The organism is Desulfobacterium sp. N47, from assembly GCF_051233685.1.
In the GTDB taxonomy this organism is placed as follows: Bacteria; Desulfobacterota; Desulfobacteria; order Desulfobacterales; family RPRI01; genus RPRI01.
The window spans coordinates 19,820-29,047 of record NZ_JBAMMY010000324.1; the positions used below are offsets into that span (position 1 = coordinate 19,820).

Below are 9,228 nucleotides of genomic sequence, written 5' to 3' on the forward strand. Positions count from 1 at the left end.
CTTTTGCGTTTCTGCAACTCGCGTCTGTGCAAAAATGGGATTAAAATAAAAGGTATTTGCTCAGGAGACTACGTTATAGTAATGCATGACAGCTTCAAGAACACTTCCGCCTATAGCCCTTGCTTTTTCAGTTATAGTGTGGCAGTACTGCTTATCGCCTCTGGGATCTATATCACCGATTTTTTCCTTTTCAACTACTTCTATTTCACGGATAAGGCCTCGCAATACGCCATCGATAGATGCATTCACGGGAGTTTCGTTTACATAAAGGATCAGATCACCTTTCTTGACTTCATCTCCAAGGTTTTTGTTATGCTTTACCAGTCCGTTGTTAGGAGCACACAGAACCCGTTCTACGGTATATCCCTTAGTCGAACCTGGAATTCCTGTATGAGGTTCGGCTGAACCTTTGAATATGAGTCTGCCAAGATTATGCCCTCTGTTGCTTTCAATTACTACATGCGCATTTTTGCCGGCAGTAAAACCCGGACCTACGCCGATAACCAAAGGAGCTTCATCTGTTTTTGTATCAGTATTGCGCTTGGCCATAATTGCATCGACTACAACATCCGGCTTTATCTCACTCAGAACAGCCCATGAAGGATCGACAATTACCGCAATATTTTTTCTTTCCCAAACTTTATAGACTTCATCAAATTTTACTATGTATTCGGCCTTTATGCCTTCAACTTCTTTTTTGCCGTCATACACAGCTTCGGAAAATGCTACGGCTCTTCGAACGGAAATCGGCTTTGGAATCTCTGTCATAACTATTTTTTTAAGATTTGACATATAAAGCCTGCATGCAATTCCGGTTGCCATCTCACCAGCGCCTTTAATAACTATTTTAATATCTTTCATTGAGTTAAATAGCCTCCAAAATTTAAAAATATGAGATTAGCCTAACTTGACATGCTGTCAATATAACATTGTTGCCTATTTAAGGATTTCAGCATTTATTATGCCATAATTTATGAATATTAATAGATAGAGGGTATCTTGCTTGAATTATTATGATATATGCATTAGCAACAGATAATTTATGTAATGATATATAGTTGCATCTATGCTATATATGCCATTTTAAATATTGCATATATGCAACTATCAAAGCAATCTGTAAATTTATTTTGTTTTTTATAATCCAAGGCTGGATAGCAGGTCATCCACATCGTCTTGCTGAACGCGTTCCTTAGATTCCATTCCCCCATATCCCACTATGTCTAAATCGGAATCTTTAGTTTCCACATTATCCCAGTTCAACTTTAATTTGTTTGCTATTTTCAATAATTGATCATGGAATGTTTGTATAGACGGGATTATTTTTAACATCTGTTGACCGATGCGGTCCTGGATCTGCTGGGAGGAGTTAATATCTATATTTAAAGAATACAACAACTCTAATCTTTCAGATATGTTTTCCGAATAGTTTAGTGCCACATTGTCTGAAGGATCAATGTGCTCCTTTATGCTTTCAGAATATTTTTCCAGCTCATCTTTAAGTGTGAAGATTTGATCAACAATCCCTAAAACAAAATGCGACTGTTTTTCCGTTTCAGTAATGATATTCTCAAGACGCTGTAACGTATTATGAATATTCTCTGTTTTGGATTGTTTCAAATCATCCTCCAGTTCAATAGTGGAGGTCAGAAAGTGTTGAAACACTCCCTTCAGACTTTCATTAAGATTAGTTTCAGTTCCACAGGGATCTTCATTTAATATTTTTTCATAGACTTCCTGTATAGTAAACAATCTTTTCTGAGCCATGACGGTGATATCCCGCTGTTCCTGGGTGATCAAACCCTGTTCCATCAGGAAAGTGCCGAATATTACCCCTTTTGGCTGGATCCGAATCATCTCTTCAACGCTCTCCCGGTCCAGATATCCAAGTCTTGCAAGACTTTCACCAAAGTATTCAACAGGAGGCGTCCTCAGATACATTTGAACGGCCTTAATGCCGAGCCGCAAGGAGTCTTCCCCTTCAATATTTTTTCTCAGGGCCTCAGCAACAGTATTAATAAGGGGCGCAAGTCTTTTAGTATTTTCACATTGATCCTGGTAAACGCAATACTCAAGAAAAAGCTGGGCAGCGATCTCTGTTTGCCGGTTCGAATCAAGATCTTTAAATAAATTTTTGTAATCTTCTATTATTATTTGGTTATTTCCGTGCATTTATTATCCTTAAAATAATTGATATTTTGGCTTTTCCAATTGCATGTCAGGCTGTTATACTATACAAAGACATTATCAAAGGCAAGGATAATATAAAAAATCAGGAAGAAAGCTTTTAGATGTTAACCGCTTGATTGCTAATGATAAACTTAAAATAAACAGGGAAAAAGCTATCATGATGAATATGTGGAAAATAAATTAGGGGGGGAACAACAGTATGGCTGCATTGGAGTTAAATTATAAAATAACCGGATTTACCGAAAATCTGTTTCTTATAACTCTTCCTCCTGTTGCACCGGGTTTTGAAAATTTTATTGGAACATGGCTTTATAAAGGAGATAAAACTTTTATTGTTGATGTCGGTTCATCTTCAACAGCACAGGCCCTGTTTGCTGCTCTTGATGAAGCGGGAATTACGCATCTTGATTATATATTCTTAACACATATTCATGTAGATCATGCAGGTGCGGCAGGAGACATAGCAGCCCGTTTTGCCGGTACCCCGATAATTTGTCATAAAGACGGCATACCTCATCTTGCCGATCCTGAAAGATTATGGAAAGGCACGATAAAGACTCTTGGCAACATTGCTACAGCATATGGCCCTATTAATCCGGTACCGATTGACCGTCTTGTTGATGCATCCGGGTTTAATCAGGATTCAATCATTTCGGTTATGACTCCCGGACATTCCGTCCACCATATAAGTTATATATACAAAGATTATCTCTTTGCCGGAGAAGCCGGAGGAGTTTATTATTCCCTGCCGTCCGGAGGCTGGGCCATGCGCCCGGCGACTCCGCCGAAATTTTTCTATGAACTTGCCTATGAAAGTATTGACGCCCTTGTATCAAAAAATCCGGTAAATATTTGCTACGGTCATCTTGGTTTAAAGGAAAACGCTGTATCTATGCTCAAACAACACCAGAGTCAGCTTGCTTTATGGAAAAAAATTATAGGTGATGAAGCCGAAAAAACACTTGATGATGATTTGCTTTCCGGATGTACCGAAGCACTTTTGAGACAAGATCCTTTTCTTTCAGAGTATTCCGGTATGGAACATGCCGTCAGAGAAAGAGAAATGATATTTCTAACAAACAGTATTAAAGGCTTTATCGGATATATAAAAGATAAGAAAAAGGGGCAAGGTTGAAGGAGCAAGGTGCAAGGAGCAAGGTGTAAGGAGCAAGGTGTAAGGAGCAAGGTGCAAGGAGCAAGGTGCAAGGAGCAAGGTTGAAGGGGGAGGGGGCTAATATTTTTTATATTTTCATGCTTATGATTCTTAATCCTTCCAGCGTCAAATCAGGCTCAACGGCTTCAATAGATGTTGCCACATTAAACATCAGGCGTGCAAGACCTCCTGTGGCGATTACCTTTGGATTTGTGCCCATCTCGGTTTTCATTCTGGCGACCATACCGTCAATAAGTCCTGCATAGCCGAAAATAATTCCGGATTTCATACTGCTGACGGTATCTGTGCCTATTACTTTATCGGGAGGAAGAAATATTTCAACACGCGGCAGCTTGGAAGCTCTCTGGAATAGCGCTTCCGCTGCTATCATTATTCCCGGACTGATTGCGCCTCCAAGGTATTCTCCCTGTTCAGAAACTACATCAAAGGTGGTAGCTGTTCCGAAATCAATTATAATCAGACTGGTTTTATATTTTTCATAAGCGCCGACGGCATTTACTATTCTATCGGCTCCTACTTCGGAAGGATTACCGCTAAGAACCTTGATGCCCGGGTAAGATCTGGCATCCACCCAGTGAGGCGCGTGGCCAAGATATTTGCGGCAGAACGAATCCAGAATCATTACAATGGGTGGAACAACGGATGATATTATGGTTTTTTTTATATCCGCCGGATTTATACCGCCGGTTGCAAAAAGGCCCATCGCAAGCACATTGAATTCATCTTCAGTTGTATTGCGTTCTGTGCGAATTCGCCAGTCCCTCACAAGTTTAGCACCATCATAAATTCCCATGACGATATTTGTATTTCCGACATCTATTACCAGTAACATGGATGATCCTTTTGTTATTTAATCCGAAACTCTCCGGCATTTTTTATTGCGTCAATAATCCTTACAGTTGAAACAGTGTTTGCAACATCATGCACTCTTACAATATGCGCTCCCGCAAAAACAGCGGCAGCCACAGCCGCCTGCGTACCGGTTTCAACAGCAGGTGAATGGGGTTTTAACTCAATTTCCGGATTGTTTTTAATAATTTTTCTGATAAAAGCTTTCCGGGACGGCCCTATAAGAACCGGCATATCAAGGTCTGCCAATTCGTGTAAGTTTTTTATCAGCAGAAGGTTGTGTTCAATTGTTTTGCCGAATCCGATTCCTGGGTCAATAATAATTTTTGATTTGTCTATTCCGGAGTTTAAAGCATTTTGCGCCGCATCTTTAAGATATTTTTTTATTTCTTCTAACAGATTGTCATAATGAGGGGAAAGCTGCATATTTTCCGGGGTTCCTTTCATATGCATAAGAATGACAGGAACCCCGTATTTTGCAGCAATTTCGGCAAGTTTTTTATCGGAATGCAACGCGCTTATATCGTTTATTATTCCGGCGCCGGCATCAATTGCATACTGTGCGACAACTGATTTGGTTGTATCGATGGAAATAGGAACCGATATGCGTTTTGCAAGTTTTTTAATAACCGGAACAACCCGTCTTATCTCTTCTTTTTCGGAAACAGGTTCGGAAAAAGGACGTGAGGATTCTCCGCCTATATCCAGAATATCGGCACCATCTTCAACAAGCTTTTCTCCATGAGCGATCGCAGCATCAGTATTGAAGAAAAATCCTCCGTCTGAGAAAGAATCAGGTGTAACGTTTACTATACCCATTATGCGGGTAGTATTTCCAAGAATAAGTCTGTGCGAACCCCAAGCTATCTCATATGATTTCATAACAGGTATTTTATATAAAAATGCGATAGATTGTTACACAGCTTCCTCAGAACCGTTAGTAGACAGAACAACGCCAGGTTTCATGGAAACAATAAGTTCGTCCAGTTCCTTTCCCATAACAGTTTCTTTTTCAAGCAGCAATTCAGCAAGTTTGTGCAAAATTTCTATATTATCATTAAGGATTTGCTTTGCTTTTGCATGTGACTTTTTAATAAGGCTGATTATTTCATCATCAATTTTTCTGGCTGTTTCTTCCGAATAATCTCTGTGCTGGGAGATTTCCCGTCCGAGAAATATGTGCTCTTCATTTTTTGCATATGAGAGAGGGCCAAGTTCATCGCTCATTCCCCATGAACGGACCATCTGCTGAGCGATATCGGTTGCCTGCTTTATGTCATTGGAGGCGCCGGTGCTTATTCGATTGAAGACAATCTCTTCTGCGGCGCGTCCTCCGAAAGCGATGGCAAGCTGGCTTTCAAGCTGGTCTTTGTATTTGAAATCTCTTTCTTCGGGAAGAAACCATGTTGCGCCAGCAGCGCGTCCTCTGGGTATTATTGTGATCTTGTTTATCTCATCAGTGTCAGGCAGGAGGCGGGCCACAATTGCATGGCCTCCTTCGTGATATGCAGTGGTTTTTTTGTCTTCATCTTTTATGACCTTGGACTTTCTCTCAAGTCCCATATATACTTTGTCTTTGGCGTCTTCAAAGTCAATCATTTCGACTTTATCTTTGTTTCTTTTTGCAGCATACAAAGCCGCTTCATTAACAAGATTTTCAAGATCCGCTCCGGAAAATCCCGGAGTTCCCTTCGCAAGAACAAGGGGAGTTACATCAGCTGATATTGGAGATTTTTTCATATGCACCTGAAGGATTTTCTCACGGCCTTTTATATCCGGCAGTGATACTACAACCTGACGGTCGAAACGGCCGGGTCTTAAAAGCGCAGGGTCGAGAACATCCGGACGGTTTGTGGCAGAAATAAGAATTACACCTTCATTGGATTCGAAACCATCCATTTCAACAAGAAGCTGGTTTAATGTCTGCTCCCTTTCATCATGGCCTCCTCCAAGGCCTGCTCCGCGGTGTCTGCCAACAGCGTCAATTTCATCTATGAATATGATGCATGGCGCATTCTTTTTCCCCTGTATAAACAGATCTCTTACCCGTGAAGCTCCGACACCCACAAACATTTCCACGAAATCGGAACCGCTTATGCTGAAAAAAGGGACTCCGGCTTCCCCGGCAATTGCGCGTGCAAGAAGTGTTTTGCCTGTACCCGGAGGCCCCATAAGAAGAACACCTTTTGGTATACGGCCTCCAAGCCGGGTATATTTTTTTGGTTCTTTTAAAAATTCAACAATTTCGCTCAGTTCTTCTTTTGCTTCTTCTATGCCTGCGACATCCTCGAAGGTGACTTTTTCGGATGTATCCGACATAAGCCTTGCGCGGCTCTTCCCGAAAGACATAGCCTTGCCGCCTCCTGACTGCATTTGCCGCATGAAGAATATCCATACTCCGATAAGAATTATCATCGGAAGCCATGAGACCAGAAGAGACATATACCAGGGAGACTCAGAGGGAGGTTTGGCTTTTATTGTTACGCCTTTATCCCTTAAAATCTTAATAAGATCGCTGTCCGGCGGAGCATAAACCTTGAAATGAGATTTACTTGCATCAGTTACATAAAGATCCTGACCCTGGATAACTACCTCGCTGATTTTATTGTTTTCAGCCATGGTAATAAAATCTGAGTAACTCAAACTGTTTTCCCCAATCTGGCGTTGATTGAAAAGGCTATACAACATAACAACCATCAGAGAAATGACTATCCATAAAGCCAGGTTCTTATAAAATGGATTCAATATACTTTACCTCCGTACAATATTTTGGCAGTCCAAAGACTTTATCTGAAAGTCTATATCATCAATTCAAAATTATATGCCAATATTAATCATCTTTGTATATTAGGCAAGAAAAAGTTCAGCCTTAATTATTTTTCTGGTGTTTTGGGTCACTTTTACAGAATCATCAATAATATGTCCTGCCAACCAGATTATTTTATTATTGCTAAGCATTACAGGAATCTTTAAGCGGCTTTCAGCTGATACTTTCTTATTTATCAGATACCTGGCTATTTTTTGAGAGCCTGACATTCCAAGTGGAGTAAAACGATCTCCGTGGCGATAATTTCTTAATATTAAAGGAAAGCATATTTTATCCATATCAAAAAAAGCGACTCCGGGTTTTGATTTAAAAATATTTTCAGAGCTATTATCTTTTATTTCGGAAAATATTATCTTTATGCCCTCTTTTCCGGCAATCATACTTTCCGGTTTATTGATTACATATTCATAAACTTCCTGATCTTTATTTTTATGCCTGGTTGAAATACAGCGCAATGCACTTTTTCCTTTGGAAATAACAAGGCTTTCACCGGTTCTTGTAACTCTTATCCGGTCAGGAAGGTCAAGGCTCCAATTGTCCGAATCACTTTCAAGCTGGGCTGACATAAGTTCAATATGTGAAAGACTGATGCGCCTCAGATCCCCTTTGACTTTTAAGATGGCGATTCTGCTTATTCTGTTTCTGGCAGCAGGATGAAGAGCCTTAATTTCTGAAACGGAACAAACTATTTTGTCCGGTTCTTCCTTTATGATTGTTTTTTTTATATCGGCAGCAAGCTCTTCTTCCATCCATTCGTTTTCAGACCGCACTATTGAAGCAAGTCTGTTTAAAGTTTCAACTATTTTGGAATTATAGTTTTTATTCAAATGAGGGATCAGGTTGTGACGGATTTTATTTCGTAAATATTTTTCATCCATGTTGGATTTATCAATAATATGTGAAAGCCCTTTACAGGAAATATAACCTTCGATTTCCGGCCTCAGTGTTTTGATAAGAGGCCTGATAATCAATAAATTGTTTTTCAGGCCGCCTCTTAGAGGAGGTATGCCAGAAATACCCAAAGGGCCGCTTCCGCGTAATAAATACATCAATACAAGTTCTGCATTATCATTTGCCGTATGCCCCAAAGCAATTTTGTTGAATCCCTCCTTAATGGCAATATCTTCAAAAAAGGCATAACGCATTCTCCTCCCGGCCTCTTCAACCGAAAGTTTGTTTTCTGTCTTATATTTGGTTACATCTTTTTTTTCAATAAAGCACGGCAGATTAAGTTTTTTTGATAAAGCATTTACAAAACCGGCATCATCATCCGATTCATTTTTGCGTAAAGAATGATTAAGGTGGGCTATCCCAAGCTTCAATGAAAATATCGGAGCGATTTCATATAAAACATGAATCAGCGTGACGGAATCGGCTCCACCGGAAACCCCGACCAGTATGCAATCCTTGTTTTGAATCATATTGTATTCGGCAACGGTTTTTTTTACTTTTTGCATAAAACTGTTGCCTGAATCATTTATAATACTGCGCATAATTATTTATTTTTGTCTGTAACCCATACCTGGCAAACTATATGAACTTTTTACAAGTTCATCATAATTGTTCGATTTTGGCAATAATTCTTTTTATTGGAGTTCATACATATCCCTACAGGGAAACTAATCATCAGGTGTACATATTAAGAAAGGAAGCCGGCAAGTGGAAGGTTTTTGAAAATTTAAGACCATCCCCGAGATCATCGCTGCCGCATCGATGGAAAAGACGGTAAAATATTTTCCTGTCATCCTTTTTTCCCTTTTTATCTGTCGGATTTATTTACAATTTTTGAATTTACGTTCAGTATATTTAACTATCTATTATTAATATTTATTTATCATATTACCCATGATTTGCAGGTATTTCATATCGGGAAAACGTAGGGTTTCTTTACAATTTTTTAAATTTTACTTTGGATTTTGAAAATAGGTTGCAACACATGAATATAAGGGGTATTTTATAAAAAAGAAATTGCCTATTGACTTAGCTGACCCGCTTTTTTGACATCAGCTCATCCCTCGTTATAGTGGTCGTTGTAGCGCAAGCAAACAATAAGCGATGGAACACTTCCTTATTCCAAAACCTACGATTGAAACGATAGCATACCTCTGAAAGATAGCTCTGGAGATGCTTTTTCGATACGCCTCTATGCGGGCCTGCAAAAACTGATTTTGCATTGGCAATTATCTTA

At 39.6% G+C, this 9,228-nt stretch carries 7 protein-coding genes and 1 pseudogene; 1 reads left to right on the forward strand and 7 read right to left on the reverse strand.

Annotation, left to right across the window (positions count from 1 at the left end; genetic code table 11):
* Nucleotides 1–60 precede the first annotated feature (60 nt).
* Both yqeB and VXK47_RS20690 read right to left on the reverse strand, forming a co-directional pair.
* Complete coding sequence (yqeB, locus tag VXK47_RS20685) at nt 61–861, reverse strand: selenium-dependent molybdenum cofactor biosynthesis protein YqeB (RefSeq protein ID WP_435550685.1); 801 nt, start codon at nt 859–861, stop codon at nt 61–63.
* A gap of 276 nt (nt 862–1,137) precedes the next feature.
* Entirely contained in the window at nt 1,138–2,172 is a 1,035-nt protein-coding gene (locus VXK47_RS20690) for a protein phosphatase CheZ (protein ID WP_435550686.1), read from the reverse strand.
* Nucleotides 2,173–2,389: 217 nt separating this feature from the next.
* Between VXK47_RS20690 and VXK47_RS20695 the strand changes: the two genes are divergently transcribed.
* Entirely contained in the window at nt 2,390–3,325 is a 936-nt protein-coding gene (locus VXK47_RS20695) for an MBL fold metallo-hydrolase (protein WP_435550687.1), read from the forward strand.
* Between the two features lie 106 nt (nt 3,326–3,431).
* Here VXK47_RS20695 and VXK47_RS20700 read toward each other — a convergent pair whose 3' ends face one another.
* The 5 genes and pseudogenes from VXK47_RS20700 to VXK47_RS20720 form a co-directional block, all read right to left on the reverse strand.
* Nucleotides 3,432–4,196 carry a type III pantothenate kinase gene (locus tag VXK47_RS20700; RefSeq protein ID WP_435550688.1) on the reverse strand — a complete coding sequence of 255 codons (765 nt, stop codon included), beginning with the start codon at nt 4,194–4,196 and terminating at the stop codon, nt 3,432–3,434.
* Between the two features lie 14 nt (nt 4,197–4,210).
* Complete coding sequence (folP, locus tag VXK47_RS20705) at nt 4,211–5,095, reverse strand: dihydropteroate synthase (RefSeq protein ID WP_435550689.1); 885 nt, start codon at nt 5,093–5,095, stop codon at nt 4,211–4,213.
* A gap of 33 nt (nt 5,096–5,128) precedes the next feature.
* Entirely contained in the window at nt 5,129–6,958 is a 1,830-nt protein-coding gene (gene ftsH, locus VXK47_RS20710; RefSeq protein ID WP_435550690.1) for an ATP-dependent metallopeptidase FtsH/Yme1/Tma family protein, read from the reverse strand.
* Nucleotides 6,959–7,060: 102 nt separating this feature from the next.
* Nucleotides 7,061–8,497: a tRNA lysidine(34) synthetase TilS gene (gene tilS / locus VXK47_RS20715; protein WP_435550691.1), complete on the reverse strand. Its 1,437-nt coding sequence runs from the start codon at nt 8,495–8,497 to the stop codon at nt 7,061–7,063.
* A 523-nt stretch (nt 8,498–9,020) separates the two neighbouring features.
* Nucleotides 9,021–9,228: pseudogene (locus VXK47_RS20720) on the reverse strand (IS1595-like element ISDssp6 family transposase); the annotation flags it as partial.